Annotated in this window: 19 protein-coding genes; 4 read left to right on the forward strand and 15 right to left on the reverse strand. The window is 65.3% G+C overall.

What is annotated here, in order from left to right; genetic code table 11:
• Positions 1-156: 156 nt before the first annotated feature.
• The gene (locus VRZ08_RS18520) at positions 157-1,815 is read right to left on the reverse strand and encodes an electron transfer flavoprotein-ubiquinone oxidoreductase (protein ID WP_107343213.1); all 1,659 of its coding nucleotides are present in this window, start codon (positions 1,813-1,815) and stop codon (positions 157-159) included.
• Between the two features lie 201 nt (positions 1,816-2,016).
• On the opposite strand from VRZ08_RS18520, the gene VRZ08_RS18525 reads away from it, so the two are divergent.
• The gene (locus VRZ08_RS18525; RefSeq protein WP_414533456.1) at positions 2,017-2,847 is read left to right on the forward strand and encodes a uracil-DNA glycosylase; all 831 of its coding nucleotides are present in this window, start codon (positions 2,017-2,019) and stop codon (positions 2,845-2,847) included.
• 58 nt (positions 2,848-2,905) lie between these two features.
• Here VRZ08_RS18525 and VRZ08_RS18530 read toward each other — a convergent pair whose 3' ends face one another.
• The 3 genes from VRZ08_RS18530 to VRZ08_RS18540 all read right to left on the reverse strand — a co-directional run bounded on the left by VRZ08_RS18530 (position 2,906) and on the right by VRZ08_RS18540 (position 6,638).
• Entirely contained in the window at positions 2,906-4,414 is a 1,509-nt protein-coding gene (locus tag VRZ08_RS18530) for a glycosyltransferase family 39 protein (RefSeq protein ID WP_414533457.1), read from the reverse strand.
• Positions 4,415-4,485: 71 nt separating this feature from the next.
• Positions 4,486-5,382, reverse strand: coding sequence for a ribonuclease HII (locus tag VRZ08_RS18535; RefSeq protein WP_414533458.1), 897 nt, complete (start codon positions 5,380-5,382; stop codon positions 4,486-4,488).
• Positions 5,383-5,477: 95 nt separating this feature from the next.
• Positions 5,478-6,638, reverse strand: a complete 1,161-nt coding sequence (locus VRZ08_RS18540) for a PA0069 family radical SAM protein (RefSeq protein ID WP_414533459.1) — start codon at positions 6,636-6,638, stop codon at positions 5,478-5,480.
• Positions 6,639-6,819: 181 nt separating this feature from the next.
• Between VRZ08_RS18540 and VRZ08_RS18545 the strand changes: the two genes are divergently transcribed.
• Positions 6,820-7,386, forward strand: a complete 567-nt coding sequence (locus VRZ08_RS18545) for a glycosyltransferase (RefSeq protein WP_414533460.1) — start codon at positions 6,820-6,822, stop codon at positions 7,384-7,386.
• Positions 7,387-7,543: 157 nt separating this feature from the next.
• Positions 7,544-8,485, forward strand: coding sequence for a GNAT family N-acetyltransferase (locus VRZ08_RS18550; protein ID WP_414533462.1), 942 nt, complete (start codon positions 7,544-7,546; stop codon positions 8,483-8,485).
• 159 nt (positions 8,486-8,644) lie between these two features.
• Here VRZ08_RS18550 and VRZ08_RS18555 read toward each other — a convergent pair whose 3' ends face one another.
• From VRZ08_RS18555 to VRZ08_RS18575, 5 genes are all read right to left on the reverse strand, one after another.
• Positions 8,645-9,397, reverse strand: a complete 753-nt coding sequence (locus VRZ08_RS18555) for a CoA-transferase (protein ID WP_414533463.1) — start codon at positions 9,395-9,397, stop codon at positions 8,645-8,647.
• Positions 9,394-10,212 (reverse strand): CoA transferase subunit A, encoded by an 819-nt coding sequence (locus VRZ08_RS18560; protein WP_414533464.1) that lies wholly within the window; start codon positions 10,210-10,212, stop codon positions 9,394-9,396. The genes VRZ08_RS18555 and VRZ08_RS18560 overlap by 4 nt, the downstream gene beginning before the upstream one ends.
• A 112-nt stretch (positions 10,213-10,324) precedes the next feature.
• Positions 10,325-10,873 carry a molybdenum cofactor biosynthesis protein B gene (moaB, locus tag VRZ08_RS18565; RefSeq protein ID WP_414533465.1) on the reverse strand — a complete coding sequence of 183 codons (549 nt, stop codon included), beginning with the start codon at positions 10,871-10,873 and terminating at the stop codon, positions 10,325-10,327.
• Between the two features lie 134 nt (positions 10,874-11,007).
• Positions 11,008-11,295, reverse strand: a complete 288-nt coding sequence (locus VRZ08_RS18570; RefSeq protein ID WP_414533466.1) for a GIY-YIG nuclease family protein — start codon at positions 11,293-11,295, stop codon at positions 11,008-11,010.
• 119 nt (positions 11,296-11,414) lie between these two features.
• Positions 11,415-12,335 (reverse strand): neutral zinc metallopeptidase, encoded by a 921-nt coding sequence (locus VRZ08_RS18575; RefSeq protein WP_107343203.1) that lies wholly within the window; start codon positions 12,333-12,335, stop codon positions 11,415-11,417.
• 380 nt (positions 12,336-12,715) lie between these two features.
• On the opposite strand from VRZ08_RS18575, the gene VRZ08_RS18580 reads away from it, so the two are divergent.
• Positions 12,716-13,846 (forward strand): site-specific DNA-methyltransferase, encoded by a 1,131-nt coding sequence (locus VRZ08_RS18580; protein WP_107354440.1) that lies wholly within the window; start codon positions 12,716-12,718, stop codon positions 13,844-13,846.
• A gap of 322 nt (positions 13,847-14,168) precedes the next feature.
• Here VRZ08_RS18580 and VRZ08_RS18585 read toward each other — a convergent pair whose 3' ends face one another.
• The 6 genes from VRZ08_RS18585 to VRZ08_RS18610 all read right to left on the reverse strand — a co-directional run bounded on the left by VRZ08_RS18585 (position 14,169) and on the right by VRZ08_RS18610 (position 21,249).
• Positions 14,169-14,534 (reverse strand): cytochrome b5 domain-containing protein, encoded by a 366-nt coding sequence (locus VRZ08_RS18585; protein ID WP_414533467.1) that lies wholly within the window; start codon positions 14,532-14,534, stop codon positions 14,169-14,171.
• Complete coding sequence (locus VRZ08_RS18590) at positions 14,531-15,793, reverse strand: ferric reductase-like transmembrane domain-containing protein (RefSeq protein WP_414533468.1); 1,263 nt, start codon at positions 15,791-15,793, stop codon at positions 14,531-14,533. Before VRZ08_RS18590 ends, VRZ08_RS18585 begins: the two co-directional genes overlap by 4 nt.
• 4 nt (positions 15,794-15,797) lie before the next feature.
• Positions 15,798-16,109: a hypothetical protein gene (locus VRZ08_RS18595; protein WP_107346450.1), complete on the reverse strand. Its 312-nt coding sequence runs from the start codon at positions 16,107-16,109 to the stop codon at positions 15,798-15,800.
• 208 nt (positions 16,110-16,317) lie between these two features.
• Complete coding sequence (locus tag VRZ08_RS18600; RefSeq protein ID WP_107343199.1) at positions 16,318-16,971, reverse strand: DsbA family protein; 654 nt, start codon at positions 16,969-16,971, stop codon at positions 16,318-16,320.
• 61 nt (positions 16,972-17,032) lie between these two features.
• The gene (locus VRZ08_RS18605; RefSeq protein ID WP_414533469.1) at positions 17,033-20,257 is read right to left on the reverse strand and encodes an efflux RND transporter permease subunit; all 3,225 of its coding nucleotides are present in this window, start codon (positions 20,255-20,257) and stop codon (positions 17,033-17,035) included.
• The gene (locus VRZ08_RS18610; protein WP_414533470.1) at positions 20,254-21,249 is read right to left on the reverse strand and encodes an efflux RND transporter periplasmic adaptor subunit; all 996 of its coding nucleotides are present in this window, start codon (positions 21,247-21,249) and stop codon (positions 20,254-20,256) included. The genes VRZ08_RS18605 and VRZ08_RS18610 overlap by 4 nt, the downstream gene beginning before the upstream one ends.

Genomic DNA, 21,249 nt, shown 5'->3' on the forward strand with positions numbered 1-21,249 from the left:
CCCCGACGGCGCACAAGCCCCCGGACCCCCACGGCGCCGAGGGGGGGTGGGGGTATTGTGACGGTGGAAAGTTGGCTGTATGGTGGCCGCGCGGCGAGGCAACGCCTCGCCGCCGCTCACGGACGCGTGGTCAAAGCTGTGGGGTCAGTACAGCGATCACATGCCCTGATAATTCGGACCGCCGCCGCCTTCCGGCGGAACCCAGGTGATGTTGCCGTTCGGATCCTTGATATCGCAGGTTTTGCAGTGGACGCAGTTCTGCGCATTGATCACGAAGCGCGGGCCGGTCGGCTCTTCCACCCACTCGTACACCGCGGCCGGGCAGTAGCGGCCCGACGGGCCGGCATAGACGTCGTGCTCCGACGTCTTCTGCAGTTGCATGTCGGCGACCTTGAGGTGCACCGGCTGGTCTTCCTCATGATTGGTATTCGACAGGAACACCGAGGACAGGCGGTCGAAGGTCAGCTTGCCGTCCGGCTTGGGATTCTTGTGCGGCTCATGCGACTTCGCCGGATCGAGCGTCGAACGATCGGGTTTGCCATGCGACAGCGTGCCGAACACCGAGAACCCGAACGTCGAACACCACATTTCAAAGCCGGCCAGCACGACGCCGACGGCGGTGCCGAACTTTGACCACAGCGGCTTGACGTTGCGGACCCGGAACAGGTCCTTGCCGACGACGGAATCGCGCCAGGCGTTTTCGTAGTCCACCGGCTCGTCGTTGGTGCGGCCGGCCGCGAGCGCCGCCGCGACGTGTTCGGCGGCCAGCATGCCGGAGCCGATGGCGTTGTGGACACCCTTGATGCGCGGCACGTTGACGAAGCCCGCGGCGCAGCCGATCAGCGCGCCGCCCGGGAAGGTCAGGCGCGGCACCGACTGATAGCCGCCTTCGGTAATGGCGCGGGCGCCGTAGGAGATGCGCTTGCCACCCTCGAAGATCGGCGCCACCGACGGATGGGTCTTGAACTTCTGGAACTGCTCGAACGGCGACAGATACGGATCGTCGTAGTTGAGATGCACCACGAAGCCGACCGCCACCAGGTTGTCGCCGTAGTGATACAGGAACGAGCCGCCGCCGACATTGTTGCTGAGCGGCCAGCCGAACGAGTGGGCGATCCGGCCCTTACGATGCTTGGACGGCTCGACTTGCCAGATTTCCTTGAGACCAATGCCGAACTTCGGCGGATTGGAATCCTTGTCGAGCTTGTAGTTGGCGATCAGCTGCTTCGACAGGCTGCCGCGCGCGCCTTCGGCGAACAGCGTGTACTTGCCGAGCAGTTCCATCCCGCGGGTGTAGGAGTCCTTCGGCTGGCCGTCGCGGCCGATGCCCATGTCGCCGGTAGCGACGCCGCGCACCTCGCCATTGTCGCCGTACAGCACTTCGGTTGCGGCGAAGCCGGGATAGATCTCGACGCCGAGTTCCTCGGCCTTCGGCCCGAGCCAGCGGCACAGATCACCGAGCGAACCGATGAAATTCTTATGGTTGTCGAGCATAGGCGGCACCATGATGTTTGGCACCTTGAGCGCTTTCGACGCCGTCATGACGTAGAAGTGGTCGTCTTCGACGTGGGTCTTCAGCGGGCAGCTCTCGTCTTCGCGCCAGCTCGGCATCAGGCGATCCAGAGCCGACACGTCGATCACCGCGCCCGACAGGATATGGGCCCCGACTTCGGAGCCCTTCTCCACGACCACCACCGACAACTCGGGGTTGATCTGCTTCAATCGAATGGCGGCGGACAGTCCCGACGGGCCTGCTCCCACGATCACGACGTCGAATTCCATCGATTCGCGGGGCGGCAGCGTTTCATCACTCATCGTTTTTTCTCGCAGGACTCTCGGAGACGTTTCCTCGGGTGTTCTTTCGCATTTTTAGAAGAAGAACAACCACCCAAATGTACCGGCTGGCTCATCTTTCCAGCTTGAAGATCATAGATGCGAAAATAAGTTTCGCATTGCGGAACATGATGGATCGAGATCGGCTGTTCTGTTTCCCGCATTCACGGTAAACCACGCCGCATGACACCCGATCCTGTGCCGAGCCTGCGTCAATTGCTCGCGTTCTATGTGGACGCAGGGGTGGATTGCGCGCTCGCAGAGGATCCGATCAACCGGATGCTCGACGACGCGCCTGAGCCGGCTGCACGGGAGGCGGCGCCCGAGGCCCGCGCAATCGTCAAGCCAGCCTTACATGCACCGCCGCCGCCACCGCTGGCATTCGGGGCACCACCTGCAAGCCCAGACGCTGCGATCATCTCGGCGCGCGAGGCCGCAGCGACCGCGCCCAGCCTGGACGTGCTGCGCGAGCTGATGCAGCGTTTCGACGGCTGTGCGTTGCGCGCGACTGCAACGCAGCTGGTGTTCGCCGACGGCAATCCGCAGGCCAAGGTGATGTTCGTCGGCGAAGCGCCCGGCCGCGACGAGGACATCGAAGGGTTGCCGTTCGTCGGTCGCTCCGGCAAGCTGCTCGACCTGATGCTCGCGGCGATCGGGCTGAACCGCGGCAACGTCTACATCGCCAACGTGATCCCATGGCGGCCGCCGGGTAACCGCACGCCGACGCCTCAGGAGACCCAGATCTGCCTGCCGTTCATCCGGCGGCAGATCGAACTGGTGAACCCGGACCTGCTGGTGACGCTCGGCAACCCGTCGACCCAGGCGCTGCTCGGCACCCGCGACGGCATCATGCGAACCCGCGGCCGATGGTTCGACTACGACACCGGGACCCGCACCATCCGCGCCCTGCCGACGCTGCATCCGGCCTATCTGCTGCGCCAGCCGACCTACAAGCGGCTCGCCTGGCAGGATCTGCGCGCGATCGCCACCGCGCTCGCCGCGACGGCCAACTAAGCAAAAACAATCAAGAAGGTCAGTTCGTCTGCGACCGCGCCGCGCAGCTACGGCGGGCTTACGGCGCTTTCGGCCGCACGATCGCCCAGCCGATCCGCAGCAGCGGCTGACGGCCGGAGATCATTCGGTCGAACCCACGCGGCAGCTCCGGCACGATGCCCGGGAAGCGCTGGGCGATCTCGTCCGGCGGCTTGCCTGCCGTATCGGCCGCACGCCACACCACCAAGCCGCCGTTACGTTCGAAGTCGCCTTGCGTGATCCACGGCGTCCGCGCCGGCGTGGCATCGAGCAAAAGATGCGGGCGCGACGGCGCCAGAGCGATCAGGCTGGCGAGCTGCGGATCGCCGGCGACCGCAGGCAGCGGCTTGCCGGTGCGGCGTTCGAAACTGTCCGCGAAGAACTGCGCCATCTGCTTGGATGGCAGCGAGGTGGGCACCTCGGTGCGCGTCAGCCAGGGCTGCCCAACCACGGTGAAGATCACCGCGACGGCGGGTGCGGCGATCAGCGCCGCCCAGGCCGAGCGCAACAGCCGCTGGCGATGCAGATACAGCACGTCGCCGATCACCATCATCACTGCTAGACCGGCAAGCAGCAGCACCACGCCGGGGCCACCGACGACATGGCCGAGACCGAACACTGCGGCCGCGATGCTGGCGACGATCGGCGGCACCAGCGCGAACACATAGACGAACTGGCGCGCCAGCGGATCGACCAGTGGCCGCGCGATCATCGGCGCATCGTGGTGCTTGGGGGCGAACCGGCCGATGTTGAGCACCGCGAGCAGCGCAATGCCGGCGAGCGAGATCACCAGTCCGCCGAACAGCTTCAATCCCAGCAGCGCGCGATCGCCGACATCCGCCGTGCTCGGCAGCGCCGGCAGCGCAAACTGATCGGCGCGCAGCAGCCAGACGCCATAAGGCAGCGCCAGCACGGCGATCACCAGCAGGGCGAATACCGTATCAAGCGAGACCAGCGCCCGGCGGCAGCGTGCATTGGCGAGCGCAAAGGCGAGCGGCAGCAGGAGCAGCGCCGGCGCCGCAACGGTGGTCAGCAGCAGCAGGCCGATCTCGATCGACAACGCGAACCAGGCCGCACGGCGATGCTGGCCGATCACCTGCCAGCCGTGCCACAGCACCAGCGCCCACAGCGGCCGCGCCAGGATCAGCGGGCCGAACTCGACGCCGGAGCCGGCAAAGGCAGTGACCGTCAAGGTCAGCAGCACCGCGACCACGGCGTATTGCGGCCCGACCAGGCTGCGGGCGAGCTGGAACAGCGCATAGAACGTGACGACGAAGCAGAGCTGCGCCAGCACATAGACGCCGATCATGTGATTGCCGGCAGCCCGATATGCGACATCGGCGAGCCAGAACGCCAGCGGCGGACCAAGATCGGTGCCGACTTGGTACTCGCGGCCATAGGCCAGCACCACCGCCACATCGCCCGGAGGGCTGGCGTAGAACAGCGTCGGCACCAGCACCCACAGCAGCGCCTGGGCGCACACCACCAGCCAGAACACCAGCAGCGGCCGTGCGCGGATCAGTTCGACGATCAGGGAGGCGAAGCGCATGTGGGGCCAGCGAAAATCGGTCTGACCGTGATAGAGCCCGGCGGCCGCACGCGCAACCGGCGCCGCCGCACTCACGCGGTGGCTTCGACCGTGACGTCGGCCTCGAACAGGTCGCGGATCTGCGGCGGCCGAGCGCCTTCGATCTTCTGCCAGGCTGCGGCGACCGGCGCGAAGAACCGGCGGTGATGCAACGTCGGACCAAGCCGCGCGAGCGCATCGAGATGCTCCGGCACGCCGTAGCCCTTGTGCTGCTCGAAGCCATAGCCGGGGCATTCTTCGGCGAGACGGCACATCAGCCGGTCGCGCGACACCTTGGCGATGATCGAGGCCGCGGCGATCGAGGCAATCAGCCCGTCGCCGCCGATCACAGCTTCACAGTCGCATTTGGTTGCCAGCCGGTCGCGGCCATCGACGAACACATGGCGCGGCATCTCGGGCAGCGCATGCACCGCGCGGGTCAGCGCCCACAACGAGGCACGCAAGATGTTGTCGCGGTTGATCCGTTCCGGCGAGGCATAGACCACCGAGACTTGCGCAGTGGCGCAGATCTCGTCGAACAGCGCCTCGCGCTTTTCCGCCGTCAGCCGCTTGGAATCGTCGAGCCCCTTGGGCACGCGCTTGGGATCGAGCACCACCGCGGCCGCCACCACCGGACCAGCCAGCGGACCACGGCCGGCTTCGTCGCAGCCGGCGATCGGCCAGATGCCGCGCTTGATCAGCGTGCGCTCGCGCCGGAAGCTCGGCGGCGCCACCGCGATCACGCCCTTCAGCCCCTTGGCAGAGGCGGGCTTGCTGCCGGCAGTTTCCTTCGTGCCGACCTTGGAAGAAACGGCCTTGGACGCAGCAGTCTTCGAAGCCCGAACCTTCGCGGTGGACGCTTTCCCGTCATCCGTTCTGGCGGCCTTGCCGCCCGATCGGCTCGCGAGCTTGGTCGGAACCTTGATCGGCTGTTTGGTATCCCGAATCATGCCGCGATGCTGCGGGCGAGGCACAGCCGGCGCAACCGGAAACTCCGGATCATGCCCGCAATTCAGCGAGACCGGCGGGAACCGGGCCCCTGCCCTCAGAACAGGCTGAGTTGCTGCCCGGCCTTCTCCGGCTTCTCGAAATGATCGAGGGTCAGCTTGGAGCGGCGCTTGTTCAGCCCGAGCCGCGTGCAGGCGGTCTCGAACCGCCGGCCAATCATCCAGGCGATCGGGCCGGTCCCCTTCATCCGGGTGCCCCATTGCGAGTCGTAGTCACGGCCGCCGCGCATGTCGCGGATCAGCGTGAAGACGTGGCGATAACGGTCCGGATAGTTCGCCATCAGCCATTCGCGGAACAGATCGCGCACTTCCAGCGGCAACCGCAGCAGCACGTAGCTCGCTTCCTTGACACCGGCATGAGCGGCGGCATCGAGGATGCGCTCGATCTCCATGTCGTTGAGCGCCGGGATCACCGGCGCCACCATCACAGTGGTGGGGATGCCGGCGTCGGCGAGCAGCTTCAGCGCTTCAAGCCGCTTGGCCGGTGCCGAAGCGCGCGGCTCCATGCTGCGGGCGAGCTTCGGATCGAGCGAGGTGACGGACAGCGCCACCTTGGCCAATTGCCGCTTGGCCATCCGCGCCAGGATGTCGATGTCGCGCACCACCAGTGCGGACTTGGTGACGATGCCGACCGGGTGGCCGGTCTTCTCCAGCACCTCGAGGATGCCGCGCATGATTTTCCGTTCGCGCTCGATTGGCTGATACGGATCGGTGTTGGTGCCGATCGCGATCATCCGCGGCTCGTATTCCGGCGCCGCCAGTTCACGCTCGAGCAACGCAGGCGCATCGGGCTTGGCGAACAGCCGGGACTCGAAATCCAATCCCGGCGACAGACCGAGATAGGCGTGGGTCGGCCGGGCGAAGCAGTACACGCAGCCGTGTTCGCAGCCACGATACGGATTGATCGAGCGATCGAAGCCGATATCGGGCGATTCGTTGCGGGTGATGACTTTGCGAGCGGTATCCAGCGCCACCGTGGTCTTGAACGGCGGCAGGTCCTCAAGGCTCTCCCAGCCGTCGTCGAAGACGGTTCGCGCCTCGGCCTCGTAGCGGCCGCTGGCGTTGGACTGCGCGCCGCGACCGCGGCGCCGCTGCTCGTCAACCGCCGCCTCGATGGCAGGGAAAGGGGAAGGCGCGCCCACCGGCTCGGAGGGCGCCGTGACCGGCGGGCGCTTGAGGGCATTGGATGCTCTGCTCATGCGTCCAAGATAGCGAGTCGAAGGAACAAATCAAGAACAAACGTTCGACTCGCACCGTCCGTCACCGGCGACGCGCCGGAGTTTGCCCGGATGATGGGCATTGCGCAATTCGCGGCTGATTTCGCGGCAGTGAGGTGCTAAGCGTGGCGCGCATCTGTCGTCGTAGGGTCACCCGCCGGACATGTTGAGCGTGATCATTTCTACCGAAGGCGTCGAGCGGACCGCCGTCGCCACGCTGGCGTCGCTAGTCCCAGGCGCTGCGGCCGGGGTCGTCAGCGACGTGACCTTAGTTGATCGCGGCGGCAGCGACACCATCGCCCGCGTCGCCGATGTGGCCGGCTGCAACTATCTCGCCTTCGACGGCAATCGCGCCGAAGCGCTCGCGGCCGGAGCCAAGCAAGCCCGCTCGCCTTGGCTGATGTTTCTCCATGCCGGTGCGGTGCTCGATCCGGGCTGGATCGAGGAGACCACCCAATTCATCGAAGGCGTCGCCGCCAGCGGCCATGCGCGCGCCGGCATCTTCCGCTACGCCAGATCGCCCTACGCACCGAGCGGGTGGCGCGAAGGCCTGATGTCGCTGATCCGCAGCTTCTCCAGCTCCAGCGCTGACCAGGGGCTGGTGATCGCGCGCGACCATTATGTTCGACTCGGCGGGCACGCGGGACATGGCGCGGAAGCAACGTTGCCGCGCGACCTCGGCCGCGCATCCCGCACCCTGCTGCGCAGCCGCGTCATCCTCGCCGCCTGACCTCGCTTCGAAGCTGCCCTTCGATCAAACAGCACGTCTTAATAGTTGCCTCCGGCAATCATTTTGTTGACAGAGGCAATTAATCCGGCTGAGATGGTTCCGCTGGCCCCACCGATCTCGCCAGGAGACCGCCCAGGGCCGCGACCGGAGACGACGAATGGAAGCAGCCATCGCGCAGCAGCAATCGAGCCAAGGCGACGCGGTCGCGCTGGTGCGGGCCTTCAACCGGTTCTACACGGCACGGCTCGGCGTGCTCGAGCAGCGGCTGATGGACAGCCCGTTCTCGCTCACAGAAGCGCGGATTCTGTACGAGCTGGCACATCGCGACGCGCCGACCGCCAAAGAGATCGGCTCCGAGCTGAAGCTCGACCCCGGCTATCTGAGCAGGATCATCCAGGGGTTTGCCGACGACGGCCTGTTGAAGCGATCCCCCTCACCGGCCGACCGGCGCCAGCATCTGTTGACGCTGACCGCCAAGGGCCGCGCCGCTTACGCCAAGCTCGAACGCAGTTCACAGAACGAAGTCACCGCGATGCTGTCGGGCCTGCCGCCGGCCGAGCGGGCGCGGCTGACCGCGGCGATGTCCACCGTTCAGGGGTTGCTTGGTGCAGGGAGCGCGCCGCCGCCGATTCTGCGCAGTCCGCGCCCCGGCGATATCGGCTGGGTGGTGCAGAGCCACGGCGCATTCTACGCGGCCGAATACGGCTTCGATGCGTCGTTCGAAGCCCTGGTGGCAGAGATCGCCGGACAGTTCCTGGCGTCGCACGATCCAGGCCGCGAGCGTTGCTGGATCGCCGAGTACGACGGCGCCCAAGCCGGCTCACTGTTCCTGGTGCGGGACAGTGACGACGTCGCCAAGCTGCGGCTGCTGCTGGTAACGCCACAGGCGCGCGGGCATCAGCTCGGACGCAAGCTGATCGACGAAGCGATCGGCTTCGCGCGCCACTGCGGCTATCGCAAGGTCACACTGTGGACGCAGAGCATCCTGACCGCGGCTCGGCGGATCTATCAGGACGCGGGCTTCCAGCGTGTCGCGGCCGAGCCGCATCGCAGCTTCGGCCAGGACCTGATTGGTGAGACCTGGGAGCTGAGCCTGTAATGCCGCCGCGGCGCACCTGGCCGCCGCGCTTCACCGCCGAGCTGATCGCCTTCCACACCAAACGTGGGCGGGCGCTGCGGCGTGCCGCGCTCGTGACCGCTCTCAAGATCATCATTCGCCGGCTGCGCGCCGCGCGGACGTCGCAGCCACAAGGAACGCCTACGCCGCCCGATCCGCCACCAGCGTTTCGGCAAATTGCGGGTAGCACTCGGCGAGCTCGTCGGTGACGCGGCCGCGCAGTAGCGCCAGCGTCTCCGCGTCCGGCTCCGGCGTGAACGGCACCTGCGCGGGCGCGTCGTAGTCAAATCCGGTGGCGGCGCGGACATCCTCCGCCGAGCTGCCGCGATGCACGCTGCGCAGACAGAACCGCTTGCGCTGCTGATCGAAACCAAACAGCGCCAGCCCGGTCAGCAGCGCGTGCGGACCGCCGCTCCGATAGATCCGCTCGCTCGCGCCTGGCGCGCTGACGAAGTCGACCTTGTCGACCAGGACACGCGGCGAATGCTCTTCGCGAAACAGGATCACCCGCGGCACCAGATAGTACATGAAGGCCGAGCCGAACGAGCCGGGCCAGCGCACCTGGCTTGCCGGATAGTCGCCGGTGCCGACCAGATTGATGTTGGCCTCACCATCGATCTGGCCGCCGCCAAGAAAGAACGCGTCGATCCGCCCTTGCGCTGTGGCGTCGAACAGCTCGAACGCACCGTTGGTGAAGAAGTTGTGCTGGCGCGAGCCGAGCACGATCACCCGCACCGGATCGCGGCCGCGGCTCTCATTGCGGGCGCGCAGCAGCATCGCGCCGGCAGCGGGAATCGGTGACGAGGCACCGACCGCGACGGTGCGGACGCCGTCGAGCAGATCGGCGATAGTCGCGATCAGGATTTCGCGCGAAGTCGCAGGCGCCGTGCTCATGCCACCGCCTCGAACTTCCGGGCGAATCCCTGCATGTAGGCGGCGAAGCCGTCAGCCGAGCGCGCCATCTTGGCGTAGCGCGCGACCTCGGCAGTGTCGGTGTTGTATTCGCCGGCGAGGCTGAGCGGCCACGCGCCATTCTTGGCCTCGGCGATCGCACTGACATACAGCGCCGGCAGCACGCCGGCGGCGGCGTTCTCGTCCGCCAGCAGCGAAGTCTCGACGATACGCTCGACCGTCACAAGTGTGATCTTGGCCGCATAGGCCATCGCGGCGAGTTCGGTCTGCCGGCCGATCCGGACGTTACCGAACCGATCGGCTTCGGGCGCGTGGAACAGCGCGACATCCGGGCGGATCGCCGGCACTACCACGATCGGATCGTCCGGCGCGTAGGGATTGTCGATCACCTTCCAGTCGTCGCGCGTCTTGAGAATATCGCTGCCGATGATGCCGCGGATCGGCATGAACGGCACGCCCTTCTGACCGGCGACGAGACCCGCGAGAATCGCCGGGCAGGTCGCATCCTTCATCACAAACGCGCTGCTGCGGATGCCTTCGGCGAACCGCGGTGCGCCGCCGGCTTCGCCGAGCGAGATCGCACTGGTCTCGACCGTGCCGACCAGGCCTTCACCGATCAACATATCGGCCTGCAGACCACTGATCGGGATACAGACGAGATGCAGATTGCGCGGCCGGTTGGCGATGATCGCGGCGGTCGCCGCCATCGCCACGCCGCTGGTGTCGGACGGCACCGCCACCATCATGCCGCCGCGGATCTGCGCGGCAAGCGCCTCGATCGATACGATCTGGCCCAAAACATCCTCCCATCGTCGCGGCGCCTTGTTGCGCCTTATGATTGGAGGCGATGGTTCCGTGGCACGTCGCGCCTGTCAAGGCACGCCGACGGTGGATGCCGATGCGCGCGGCTCAGCTCTTGCTGCGGCGCAGATGCTCGTCGAGCCGCGGCATGATCTCGACAAAGTTGCAGGGGCGCGTGCGATAATCGAGCTGCGCGGCCAGAATGCCGTCCCAACCGTCGCGGCACGCACCAGGCGAACCCGGCAGGCAGAAGATGTAGGTCGCGCCGGCAACACCGGCGGTGGCACGCGACTGGATCGTCGAGGTACCGATCTTGCCCCAGCTGATCATGTGGAAGGCGATCGAGAATCCGTCCATCCGCTTCTCAAACAGCGGCTCGATCGCCTCCGGGGTCACATCACGCCCGGTGAAGCCGGTGCCGCCGGTGGTGATGATCGCATCGATTCCGTCATCGGCAATCCATCGCCGGATAATGGCGCGGATGCTCTCGACATCGTCGGTGACGATCTCCCGCGCCGCCAATTTGTGCCCCGCCCCGCTCAGCCGTTCGACCAGCGTCGCTCCCGACTTGTCGTCATCGAGCGAACGCGTATCGGACACGGTGAGTACAGCGATGTTGAGCGGGATGAAGGCTTTGGGTTGAGTGACGGATGCCATCATCAAATTCCTGCGTCATTGCGAGGAGCGAAGCGACGAAGCAATCCAGAAGCTCAGTGCACAGCCCCTGGATTGCTTCGCTTCGCTCGCAATGACGGATGCGGTTGTCGTAGTCAATTCGCGAGAGCCATCGGTCAGATCAACCTATCGTAAATGTCGAGCCAGCCCGGATTCAGGTTTTCGATCATGGCGATCTTTTTGGCACGACTGCCCGCCTTGATCTGCTTTTCGCGGGTGATCGCTTCGAGCATGGTCTCGTGAGGCTCGTACCACACCAGCAAGCGACAGCCATACTTCTTGGTGAATCCGTCGACGAGGCCTTCCCGGTGTTCATAAGCCCGCTTCGGGAGATCGCTCGTCACCCCAACATACAGCGTGCCGTTTCTGCGGCTGGCGACGATGTAAACGTAGGGCTGCTTCATAGCGCTCTCCAAGCAGAGCAGTGACGGCCGGGGATTTGCTTGAGACTCCTGGATTGCTTCGCCTTCGGCTCGCAGTGACGGGACTTGGTTGGCGCTCCCTTTCATATAGAGCGCGCTTGTTACAGCCGCTCCGCCCCGAACGTGTTGCAGGCCTGGACGGTGCCCTGCTGATAGCCGGTCATGAACCAGCGCTTGCGCTGTTCGGCGGAGCCATGGGTGAACGAGTCGGGCACCACTTCGCGTCCGGCGCGGCGTTGCAGCGTGTCGTCGCCGATCGCGGCCGCGGTGGTGAGCGCGGCGTCGATATCGCCGTCCTCAATGAAATTCGGACGCTTCTTCTTTTCTCGGTTGACCCAGACGCCGGACAGGCAGTCGGCCTGCAGTTCGACGCGCACCTGCAGTGCGTTGGCTTCGGCGCGCGAGCCGGCAGCTTCCTGAGCCCGCGTCACCTTCGGCAGAATGCCGAGCAGGTTCTGAACGTGATGGCCGGCCTCGTGCGCAATGATGTATGCGGCGGTGAACTGGCACGCCGAGCCGGAGCAGCCGCGGAAGCGGGTTTCGACCTGCTTGAAGAAAGAGGTATCGATGAAAATCTGCTTGTCCGGCGGACAATAGAACGGTCCCATCGCCGCCTGCGCCATGCCGCATCGCCCGCCATTGGTGCGGCCGCGAAACAGCACGATCTTCGGCCCAACATAGGTCTGGCCATTGGCCTTGAAGATTTCGGTCCACCGATCGTCGATCTCGCCCAGCACACCCGAGATCATGCTGCCCATCTCGTCGGTCGGCGCGCCCTGCTTGCCGGACCGGCTGTCGGCCTGATGATGCTGCGTCGTCTCCGAGATCATCTCGGCGCCGCTGATCAGCAGCCGCGGATCGATCCCAAGCGCCCAGCCGACGATACCCAGCACCACGATGGTGCCGATGCCGAGACCGCCGCCGCCCATCGGAAATCCGAATCCGCCACCACCACCCCCGCCGCCCTCTTGATCCCGGCGGTCATCGATATTGTCGCTGCGACGGAAGTCATCGAAACGCATCAGCCTGTCCTCGGTTTGGCCGCACCGGCGATTCGGGGCCGGTCCTCGTGTGTAGCCGATCGGAAAAAATCGGCGACAATTAGCATTAACCCGCCCGGCAAATATTGCCTAGTGCGCAGCCCTGACACCGGCGAGGACAACGCACAGCCGGCGTCCGGGCAGCCAAAGCCGTGCGTAAACACCGATGGTGTAAACGTTTGCACGCGTTCATCGCGGTCGACATGCCGGCAGAGAGAACTGTTCCTCCGTCCGTTCGTTCCGTGGTCACCAAACTGCAATCCAATTAAGTCGATTTTTACTTTGACGGGTCATTGTAGTGGCTAGTCGGTTTGTTGGTCCCGCGTCGCCGACGGCGTCACATGAGTCAGGTTAGTTGAGTCATGGTTGTGTCGCGTCGCGGGGCGTCTGCAAAGGCGCCCCGCACTCAATTTGAAGATATGCCCGAGAGCCGAATCATCGTCGGTGATTGCATCGCCGAGATGGAGAAGCTCCCGCCGAAGTCGGTGGATCTGGTGTTCGCCGATCCGCCGTACAATCTGCAGCTCAAAGGTGCGCTGAAGCGTCCCGACGAATCGGAAGTCGACGCCGTCGACGACGATTGGGACAAGTTCGCGTCCTTCGCCGCTTACGACAACTTCACCCGTGCGTGGCTGCTCGCCGCGCGACGGATCATGAAGCCGTCTGCGACGCTGTGGGTGATCGGTTCGTACCACAACATTTTCCGCGTCGGCACGATCATGCAGGACCTCGGGTTCTGGGTGCTCAACGACATCGTCTGGCGCAAATCGAATCCGATGCCGAACTTCCGCGGCCGTCGTTTCACCAATGCGCATGAAACGATGATCTGGGCGGCGCGTGACGAGAACGCCAAGGGCTACACCTTCAACTACGATGCGTTGAAGGCGGCCAACGAGGACGTTCAGGCGCGCTCCGACTGGCTGATTCCGCTGTGCACCGGCGACGAACGGCTGAAGGGCAAAGACGGCAAGAAGGTGCACCCGACGCAGAAGCCCGAACAGCTTCTGGCGCGCGTACTCCTGAGCTCGTCGAAGCCCGGCGATCTGGTGGTCGATCCGTTCAACGGCACCGGCACGACAGGTGCTGTCGCCAAGCGTTTGCGCCGCAACTACATCGGCATCGAACGCGACAAGACCTACGCTGAAGCGGCGCGGGCGCGAATCGATGCGATCGAGCCGCTGCCGGACGACACGCTGAAGCCGTTCCTCACCGCGCGCGATGCACCGCGGGTGGCGTTCTCGGAGCTGATCGAGCGCGGCATGATCTCGCCGGGCGCCCGGCTGGTCGATTCGAAGAAGCGGCACGGTGCGCTGGTGCGTGCCGACGGCGCCATCATGCTCGGCGACAAGGTTGGCTCGATTCACCGGATCGGCGCGATGGCGCAGGGCTCCGAAGCCTGCAACGGTTGGACGTTCTGGCACGTCGAAACCAGCAAGGGTCTTCGACTGATCGACGAACTCCGCGCCGAAATCCGCAGCACGATGATCGCCTAAGGCAAAAAGAGTTTCTCCGGTTCTGATCCAATCAGAACCGGAGCGTTTTTTTGACGCGGTGCTCCATGCAAGCCGCGTCTGATGTCCCTAAGACATCGCTCTAGAGCGCTTCATCGATTCATCGAAGCGGATTTAGCCCTTGCCAAGGGTCCAAAGTCCTCATCCTGAGGAGCCCGGCATCGCCGGGCGTCTCGAAGGATGAGGGGCCACATCGCCTGCGGCGCATGGTTCGAGACGGCGCTTCGCGCCTCCTCACCATGAGGTTGTGCCTGTTGTGAGCACTCCGAAGCACGGTCTCGATTCTATCAAAAACAGAACCGCTCTAGCCTCCGCCGACGAACCGTCCGATCCGGTACTTCGGCAGCAACGCGTCGGCTTCGGGCGAGTGTTTCCGTCCCTTGGTCTTGGTGTCGTACGCCTCAGACGCTTCCTTGCCGCACCAAGGCTCGATGATGCTCGGCCGCGATGGATGATCCGGCAGATACGCCGTGATGTCGTAGACGTTGCCGCGAATCGCCATCCAGCAATCCTGCGGCACAGCGTGCCGGGCCAGCTCAGCTACGCCGATCTCGCGCTCGGCAGCGGTCGCACGCGTGTCGGTGCCGGGCACTAAAAGGTTGCCGATCCAGAAGCCGGCAACGGCGATCCAAAACGCGGCGGTCGAGACGTAGAACAGCTTGCGCATCATCTGAACTCGAAATTCTCGTAGTGGACATGCTGGGCGGTGACGCCGCGTGCCGCGAGCGCCGATTTCAATGCGGCGACCAGACCGGGCGGTCCGCACAAATAACACTCCGCGCGCGACAACTCGCCGGCAGTCGGCAGCAGCGGGCCGAGATCGGGAACATCGTCGCCGGTCTCAACGGCGTGGAGCGTGAATTTCGGATCAGACGCTGCAGTCGCACGCAGCTCCGTCAGAAATGCCGCGTCAGCTTCGCTGCGATACAAATACAGGAGCCGCGTCGGATGCAGCAGCGGACCGGCGTTCAGCAAAGCAACAAACGGCGTGACACCGATCCCACCCGCCACCCAGAACTGCGGCGCCTTTCCGTGCGGATCGACGAAGCCGCCGAAACCGCCGATGACGCGGGCTGCCACGCCGGGCTCGATCGCCAGCATCCGGGTGGTGCAGTCCCCCAGCGCCTTGATGGCGAGATGCAGCTCGTCACGGTTCGCGATTGTGCTGACCGTAAACGGATGGAATTCGCCGCAGCCGCGATAGCGCTCGCCGTTGCCGAATTCCGCCAGGACGAACTGGCCGGGCGTCACCATCGCCGGATCGCCGAGTGGACGTAGCACGACCTCGACCGATCGCGCCGCCAACGGCCGGGCCGACGTCACGACATACGGCCGCGCGGCAAGGCCAAGATCGCCGCGGATCAGCCGCCAGCCGAGGATCGCTGCTGCGACCGCGAGGACGGGCAGTACCGGCTCGTCGATGCCGAGCAGGATCAGGTGCACCAGCCCGGTCAGCACACCGAGACCGAGTAGCGCGTGCAGCCAGCGCCAAGTGCCGTAGCGAATGCTACGGATGAAGGTGGTGACGAGGCCGCCCATCAGCAGCAGCAGGCCAAGCCAGCCGGACCACACTGGCCAGCTCTCGGTGAACGGCGACAGCGTCTGCCAGGCGACCCGCGCCGACGGCAGGTTGTTGGCGGCAAGCAGCAGCGGATGCAGCAGCAGAAACAAATAAGCAGCGAGCCCCGTGCTGTGGTGCCAGCGATACATCCGCTCCAGGCCGCCGAGCCAGGCGGCTAATCGCGGCTCGCGTAGCATCAGCAGCAGGCTGACCAGCAATAGACCACAGCCGAGCCAACCGGTGACGATGCCGGCGGCGCGGATCGGCGGCAGACCTTCAGGAAACGCCCAGACCGCAAAGCCCGCCGGCACCACGCACGACAGCAGCGGAACCGACCACTGGCGCACAGCTGCGGCGGCGGCTGCCATGACCTCAATCCCGCCCGGACTTCAGATGGTCACAGAAGTCGCGGCCGCCATGCGGCAGGTCGAGCCCGCGCTCGCGTGCCCGCTGTACCATCAGCGCGTGATGTTCGGCCCGATAGGCTTCGCACGCATTGTAGTCGGTGAAGCTGCGCACCCGTCCCTGATGTTCGATCCGCTCCTGCGGCGACATCAGCATCCAGCCGCGGGTATTGCCCTCGTCGGCGCGCCATGGTGCAGCCTGCGCTGGGGTAGCCCACGGTACCAGCGCCAGCACATTGATCATCACGGCAGCACACGCCGCCAAGCGGATGCAGAGCATGACCGTCATCCCGCTGCGATGCGACGGCTCAGCTTAGCGCGTTCACAGCGGTTGTGAAGATGACTCAGATCAAGCAACGGGCGAAAGGGGAAACCACGCGCTCTCCGTCATTGCGAGTGAAGCGAAGCAATCCAGACCACAGACATAGCTTGGATCGCATCGCCGCTTCGCTCCCCGCACTGACGAGGAGGGAACGCTGACGAAGCTATTACTTCTTGTCCGTCTTCTTCGCCGCTTCGCGGGCGTCCTTGATCGCCTGCTTGAACAGCGCGACGTCGAGCACGCCGGGCACGCGGAAGCGGCCGACGATGAATGACGGGGTCCCCTGGAAGCCGAACGCCTTCGCCTGAGTGTCGTTGCGCTTGAGGATTGCCTCGATCGTGGCACGGTTGGCGTCGAGATCCTTGGTGGCGCGATCGACATCGATCCCGCCGGCCTTGAGCGTCTCGTTCAACGTGGTCTCTGTCAGCTTCGAGGTCGCGCCGATCAGCGCTTCATGCGCCTGCAGAAACTTGCCCTGGTACTTCGAAGCGAGCACAAGCTTAGCGGCATCGACCGAGACGCCGCCGAAAATCGGCCAGTCCTTCAAGACCAGGCGGATGTTGCCATCCTCCTTGACCACCTTCATCAGGTCCGGCGCCACTTTCTTGCAGTATGGGCAGCGATAGTCGGACCATTCGACGATGGTGATGTCACCCTTCGGATTGCCGGCGACCGGGATCTCGGCGTCGTAAAGCACCGCGTCGGTCGACAGTACATCCTCGGCGTCCGGCGCGGTCGGGGCCGCTCCGGCCTTGGCGGCAACAAGCGCGGGAGCGAGAGCGAGCGCCGCCGTCATGGCCGACCGTCGGGAGATCATCATCAGGTTCCAATCCTCAGGCTTTAGGCGGGCCTGTTGTGCACCGGATCGCGGCGTCGTGCCATCACTTTGCCGTGGCCGGCGGCGGATTTGGCGTTTTGTCGCGCAACACGATGTAGATCGCCGGAATCACCAGAACCGTGAGCAGGGTCGATGACGCCAGGCCAAACAACAGCGAGATCGCCAGGCCCTGGAAGATCGGGTCCAGCAGGATCGTCGCCGCACCGATCATCGCCGCGACCGCGGTGAGCAGGATCGGCTTGAACCGGACCGCGCCGGCCTGCAGCACGACCTCGCGCAACGTCTTGCCGGCACCGCCCGAGTGCCGAATGAAGTCGACCAGCAGGATCGAGTTGCGCACGATGATGCCGGCGAGTGCGATGAAGCCGATCATCGAGGTGGCGGTGAATGGCGCCCCGAGCAGCCAATGGCCGATCAGGATGCCGATCAGCGTCAGCGGGATCGGCGTCAGGATCACCAGCGGCAGCTTGAAGCTTTTGAACTGCGCCACCACCAGCACGTAGATTCCGAGGATCGCCGCGCCGAACGCCGCGCCCATATCGCGGAACGTTACCCAGGTGATCTCCCATTCGCCGTCCCACAACACGGTCGGCTTCGACTCGTCTGACGGCTGGCCATGCAGGCTGATCGCCGGCTTCGGCAGTTTGCCCCAGTCGTGGGATTCGATCAGCTTGTCGACGTCGAGCATGCCGTACAGCGGCGCTTCGAATTTGCCGGCGAGTTCGGCCATCACCATGTCGGCGAACCGGCCGTCACGCCGGAAGATCATCGGCGAGCCGACTTCCTTGGTGGCCTTCACCAATTGGCCGAGCTCGACCACCGTCTTGGCGCCGGGCAGCGAATTGGCCGGCACCGGCGTCGAAGCCAGCGCCTCGTTCCATTCGAGATCGCGCTTCGGCAACCCGACCGTAATGGCGATCGGATTGCGGCCCTCGCCGCGATGCGAGTAGCCGATCGAGGTGCCGCCGAACAGCGCCTGGATGGTGTCATAGACGTCCTTCTGTTCGACGCCGAAGAACTCCAGGCGATCCTGATCAATCGACAGCCGCAGCCGAGGCCGCGGCTCGCCGATCGAATTGTCGACATCGACGATGAACGGCACCTGCTTGAAGATCTTCTCGACCTCGGCGGTGACCGCACGACGGGTGGCGGCGTCGGGACCGTAGATCTCCGCCAGCAGCGTCGACAGCACCGGCGGACCAGGCGGCACCTCGACGACCTTGAGGCTGGTGCCTTCGGGCAGCTTTAGCGTCTGCAATCGCTTACGCAGGTCGAGTGCGATGTCGTGGCTGGCGCGGCTGCGCTCGCCGCGCTCCTTCAAATTCACCTGCAGCTCGCCGAGTTCCGGCCGCTCGCGCAAGTAATAGTGCCGTACCAGACCGTTGAAGTTGAACGGCGCGGGCGTGCCGGCGAAGGTCTGCACCGAGGTGATGTCGGGCAGGCCGCGGGCGATATCGGCCGCAGCAAACAGAGTGCGCTCGGTGTCCTCCAGCGTGGCGCCTTCGGGCAGGTCGAGCACCACGGCGATCTCGCTCTTATTGTCGAACGGCAACAGCTTCACCGTCACCGACTTGGTGTAGAACAGCGCCATCGACATCAGCGTGGCGATGCCGACGCCGAGCAGGAAGATCCAGGCCGCGCGCTTGCTGGCGACGATGGGCGAGGCGAAGCGGCGATACAGCCGGCCGAGCCGGCCCTCGTCGTGACCGCCATGCGCGGCCACGGATGCGCCCTGCTTCGGCGCCAGCTTCAGCATCAGCCACGGCGCCACCATCATGGCGACGAAGAACGAGAACAGCATCGCGGCCGATGCATTGGCGGGGATCGGCGCCATATACGGCCCCATCAGCCCGGACACGAACAGCATCGGCAGCAGCGCCGCCACCACAGTCAGGGTCGCGATCACGGTTGGATTGCCGACCTCGGCCACCGCCTCGATGGTGGCCTGCAGCCGCGGCCGTCCGTCCTTCATCCCCCAATGCCGGGCAATGTTTTCAACGACCACAATCGCATCGTCGACCAGGATGCCGATCGAGAAGATCAGCGCGAACAGGCTGACGCGATTAATGGTGTAGCCCATCAGATTGGCGGCAAACAGGGTCAGCAGGATCGTGGTTGGGATCACCACCGCGGTGACGATCGCCTCGCGCCAGCCGATCGCGATCGCGATCAGCACCACGATCGAGATCGTGGCGAGACCCAGATGGAACAGCAGCTCGTTGGCCTTCTCGTTGGCGGTCTCGCCGTAGTCGCGGGTGATGGTGACGGCGACATCATTCGGGATCAGAGAGCCTTGCAGCGTCGCCAGCCGCGCCTTGATGTCGTGCGACACGACCACTGCATTGGCGCCGGCGCGCTTGGCGAGCGCGAGCGTCACCGCCGGCACGCGGTCCCATTTGCCGCCGGCGTCGCGGGCGTCGTTCCACACCCGGTGCTCGGCCATATTCGGCCCGATGATCACCGAGGCGACGTCTTTAACGTAGACCGGACGATTGTCGCGGGTCGCGACCAGCAGCAGGCCGATGTCGGGAATACCCATCAGGGTCTGACCGGCCGAGACGCTGCGCATCGTGCCGGCGTCGCGCACATTGCCGGCGAGGAACGAGCGATTGGCGTCCTTCACCTTGGCGACGAGCTGCTGCAGCGTCACGCCGTACAGCGACAGCTTCTCCGGATCTGGCTCAACCCGGATCTGCTGCGCACCGCCGCCGGAGATGTACGTCAGGCCGATGCTGTCGACCTTCATCAGCTCGGAGTGCAGCTTGTCGGCGACTTCGTACAGATCCTTATCGGTCCAGCGTGCCGCAGCCTCCGGCTTCGGTGACAGCGTCAGCACCGTGACGGCAACGTCGTTGATGCCGCGTCCGACGATCAGCGGCTCGGGAATGCCGACCGGGATGCTGCCGATGTTGGCGCGGATTTTCTCGTGCACGCGCAGGATCGCATCTTCAGCCTTGGTCCCGACCAGGAAGCGGGCGGTGACCATGACGCGGTCGTCTTCGGTCTGGCTGTAGACGTGCTCGACGCCGTCGATGCCCTTGACGATCGCTTCCAGCGGCTTGGTCACCAGTTCGACTGCATCCGGCGCGCGCAGGCCATCGGCGTTGATGCGGATGTCGACCATCGGCACGCTGATCTGCGGCTCTTCCTCGCGCGGGATCGCCGCCAGCGCGATCAGCCCGGCGATCAGCGATGCCAGCAGGAACAGCGGCGTCAGCGGCGACTGGATCGTGGCCTTGGTCAGGCGGCCTGAAATTCCGAGGTTCACGGCTGCACCAGCCTGTCACCGGGACGCAGGCCCGACAGAATTTCGAGACCGTCCGGCATCTGCTGCGTCGGATGCTCGCGGCCGCGCTGCACCGGCACCGCCACGGTCTTGCCGGGTTCGCCAAGATGCACGTAGTCGATACCGAATTCGGTGGTGATGAACTTCGACGGGATCACGAAGGCGGAGCGCTCGCCGCCGGAAATCCACACCCGCAGCCGGTCGCCAACGAAGTACTGCGGCAGCCCTTCGACCGTGGCGTCGGCAACGACGCGGCCGTCTTCGATCTGCGGATACACCAGGTCAATGGTGCCGAATTTGGCGACCTGATCGCCGAACTCGCTGCCGTCCACTCGGATCTTGTCGCCGGCCTTGAGGAAGCGCGCGTGCCGTTCCGGCACCCGCAGCCGCAGCTTGTAATGCTGCTGCGCCACCGTGACGATCGGATCGCCCTGCAGCACCACCGAGCCGACGGTGACCATCTTCTTCAGCACGCGGCCGTCGTCCGGCGACAACACCTGGCCTTCCTTGAACTGCTGCTGCACCACCGACCGCTCCGCGGTCTTGGCGCGCAGATTGTTCTCGGCGACGTTGAGCGCGGTGCGCGCTTCGTCCAGCTTGGTGCGCGGCAACGTGCCGCGCTCGACCAGGCCCGAGGTGCGGTCGTAGTCGATCTGCGCCTGGCTGGCTTGCGCCTGCAGCGCCTGGATCTGGGCATCGAGCGAATTCATCTGCAGCGTCAGTTTGTCGTCGCCGATGGTCGCGATCTCCTGGCCGCGGGTGACGCTATCGCCCTCCCGCACCTTCAGCGCCACCACCGTGCCGCCGATCCGCGCGCGGGCCGGCACCACGCTGATGCTCTCGACGGTGGCGAATACAGCCTTCTCGTCGGAGATTCTGGTCTCCGCCACGGTCAGCGTCGCCGCGGCATGCGCCGCCACCGCTCCGAGCAGCAATGCGGCGACCGCGCCGCTCATCGTCCATCGCAGTCCCAT

Source organism: Rhodopseudomonas sp. G2_2311, assembly GCF_047501505.1.
In the GTDB taxonomy this organism is placed as follows: domain Bacteria; phylum Pseudomonadota; class Alphaproteobacteria; order Rhizobiales; family Xanthobacteraceae; genus Rhodopseudomonas; species Rhodopseudomonas palustris_H.

What these genes read in the sequence shown, in the direction of transcription:
- VRZ08_RS18520 (WP_107343213.1), bottom strand. Translation starts at nt 1,815, where the DNA reads ATGAGTGATGAAACGCTGCCGCCCCGCGAATCGATGGAATTCGACGTC.
- VRZ08_RS18525 (WP_414533456.1), top strand. Translation starts at nt 2,017, where the DNA reads ATGACACCCGATCCTGTGCCGAGCCTGCGTCAATTGCTCGCGTTCTAT.
- VRZ08_RS18530 (WP_414533457.1), bottom strand. Translation starts at nt 4,414, where the DNA reads ATGCGCTTCGCCTCCCTGATCGTCGAACTGATCCGCGCACGGCCGCTG.
- VRZ08_RS18535 (WP_414533458.1), bottom strand. Translation starts at nt 5,382, where the DNA reads ATGATTCGGGATACCAAACAGCCGATCAAGGTTCCGACCAAGCTCGCG.
- VRZ08_RS18540 (WP_414533459.1), bottom strand. Translation starts at nt 6,638, where the DNA reads ATGAGCAGAGCATCCAATGCCCTCAAGCGCCCGCCGGTCACGGCGCCC.
- VRZ08_RS18545 (WP_414533460.1), top strand. Translation starts at nt 6,820, where the DNA reads ATGTTGAGCGTGATCATTTCTACCGAAGGCGTCGAGCGGACCGCCGTC.
- VRZ08_RS18550 (WP_414533462.1), top strand. Translation starts at nt 7,544, where the DNA reads ATGGAAGCAGCCATCGCGCAGCAGCAATCGAGCCAAGGCGACGCGGTC.
- VRZ08_RS18555 (WP_414533463.1), bottom strand. Translation starts at nt 9,397, where the DNA reads ATGAGCACGGCGCCTGCGACTTCGCGCGAAATCCTGATCGCGACTATC.
- moaB (WP_414533465.1), bottom strand. Translation starts at nt 10,873, where the DNA reads ATGGCATCCGTCACTCAACCCAAAGCCTTCATCCCGCTCAACATCGCT.
- VRZ08_RS18570 (WP_414533466.1), bottom strand. Translation starts at nt 11,295, where the DNA reads ATGAAGCAGCCCTACGTTTACATCGTCGCCAGCCGCAGAAACGGCACG.
- VRZ08_RS18575 (WP_107343203.1), bottom strand. Translation starts at nt 12,335, where the DNA reads ATGCGTTTCGATGACTTCCGTCGCAGCGACAATATCGATGACCGCCGG.
- VRZ08_RS18580 (WP_107354440.1), top strand. Translation starts at nt 12,716, where the DNA reads ATGGTTGTGTCGCGTCGCGGGGCGTCTGCAAAGGCGCCCCGCACTCAA.
- VRZ08_RS18585 (WP_414533467.1), bottom strand. Translation starts at nt 14,534, where the DNA reads ATGATGCGCAAGCTGTTCTACGTCTCGACCGCCGCGTTTTGGATCGCC.
- VRZ08_RS18590 (WP_414533468.1), bottom strand. Translation starts at nt 15,793, where the DNA reads ATGGCAGCCGCCGCCGCAGCTGTGCGCCAGTGGTCGGTTCCGCTGCTG.
- VRZ08_RS18595 (WP_107346450.1), bottom strand. Translation starts at nt 16,109, where the DNA reads ATGCTCTGCATCCGCTTGGCGGCGTGTGCTGCCGTGATGATCAATGTG.
- VRZ08_RS18600 (WP_107343199.1), bottom strand. Translation starts at nt 16,971, where the DNA reads ATGATGATCTCCCGACGGTCGGCCATGACGGCGGCGCTCGCTCTCGCT.
- VRZ08_RS18610 (WP_414533470.1), bottom strand. Translation starts at nt 21,249, where the DNA reads ATGGGACTGCGATGGACGATGAGCGGCGCGGTCGCCGCATTGCTGCTC.